Below are 1,273 nucleotides of genomic sequence, written 5' to 3'. Positions count from 1 at the left end.
CTGTTTTTTATTTTTTGTAAATGGAAACTTGATTGGCATGCTCAATCCTCCAGTCCGTTTCTTCCATCTTTCTATTATATACTATAATCCTACAACATGCCGCCAACTACATAAAGAGGTAATTAAGATTATGAAAAGCGCAAATGCCCGGGGAGATACGACAAGCATAAGACAACCACTGCAGTGAAGTGCTCTTCCTTCACGTAAGTGATTGACTTATGTCTCGAGTATCTGGGCATTGAAGCTAGACTTATGAAAAGCGTAAATGCCCAGGAAGATACGACAAGTATAATAGAAGCATTACGCCTCCCAAATAAAAAGCCGCGCTGCCAAACATCTACAGCGCGGCTCTATACACCTTAAGGCATATTGTTCATTTAATCGTATTACACTTCCATTATTTCTTCTTCTTTAGCTTTAGCCAGCTTGTCGATCTTATCTACATGCTCGTCTGTAGCTTTTTGGACGTCATCAAGGTAAGATTTCAAATCATCTTCCGTCATTTCTCCGTCTTTTTCAAGCTTCTTCAAGCGATCATTCGAATCACGACGAATGTTACGGACTTGTACTTTTGCTTCCTCAGCATAGCGTCCTACCACTTTAGAAAGGTCTTTACGACGTTCCTCTGTAAGTGCTGGGATATTGATGCGGACAACATTTCCATCACTGGATGGAGAAAGTCCTAAATCAGCTTTTTGAATTGCTTTTTCAATTTCAGCAATAGCAGATTTATCATAAGGTGTAATTACGAGTAGACGTGGCTCTGGTGCACCTACTTGTGCCAGTTGATTCAGCGGTGTCGCAGCACCATAATAATCAACATAAACATTATCAAGAATGGATGGATTGGCACGACCAGCTCTAACGGTTGCGAGCTGACGAGAAAAAGCTTGTACAGCTTGTTCCATTTGTTGTTTTGTTTCATTAATCACGGCATCTGACATGATTATTTCCCCCTTACAATGGTTCCAATATTTTCGCCCATTACGGCCTTTTTGATGTTACCTTCTTCTGTAATAGAGAATACCAATAAATCAATGTCGTTGTCCATACATAATGAAGATGCAGTTGAATCCATGACTCCTAATCCTTCATTTAGAACTTCCATGTAAGATAGTTGATCATATTTTTTCGCGTCTTCATTGATCTTAGGATCATCAGTATAAACGCCATCCACATTATTTTTTGCCATAAGAATCACATCGGCTTCAATTTCAGCAGCTCTTAGGGCAGCAGTTGTATCTGTAGAGAAATACGGATTACCCGTACCTGC

2 protein-coding genes and 1 pseudogene are annotated in these 1,273 nt (G+C 39.9%); 1 reads left to right on the top strand and 2 read right to left on the bottom strand.

Going from position 1 to position 1,273, the window contains the following annotated elements; genetic code table 11:
- A partial coding sequence (locus LD39_RS23730) for a hypothetical protein (protein ID WP_231572631.1) occupies nucleotides 1-187 on the top strand: 187 nt, incomplete at its 5' end.
- A 199-nt stretch (nucleotides 188-386) separates the two neighbouring features.
- On the opposite strand, the gene frr is transcribed toward LD39_RS23730, so the two are convergent.
- Complete coding sequence (frr, locus tag LD39_RS21340; RefSeq protein ID WP_035553781.1) at nucleotides 387-944, bottom strand: ribosome recycling factor; 558 nt, start codon at nucleotides 942-944, stop codon at nucleotides 387-389.
- Nucleotides 945-946: 2 nt separating this feature from the next.
- Nucleotides 947-1,273: pseudogene (locus tag LD39_RS21335) on the bottom strand (uridine monophosphate kinase); the annotation flags it as partial.

Origin of the sequence: Halobacillus sp. BBL2006, assembly GCF_000786645.1 — a bacterium.
In the GTDB taxonomy this organism is placed as follows: Bacteria; Bacillota; Bacilli; order Bacillales; family Halobacillaceae; genus Halobacillus.
The sequence above is the reverse complement of the archived record's forward strand: the minus strand, read 5'-3'. Positions and strand labels throughout refer to the sequence as shown.

Excerpts from the sequence above, each read along its gene's own strand:
- frr (WP_035553781.1), bottom strand. The coding sequence starts at position 944 with ATGTCAGATGCCGTGATTAATGAAACAAAACAACAAATGGAACAAGCT.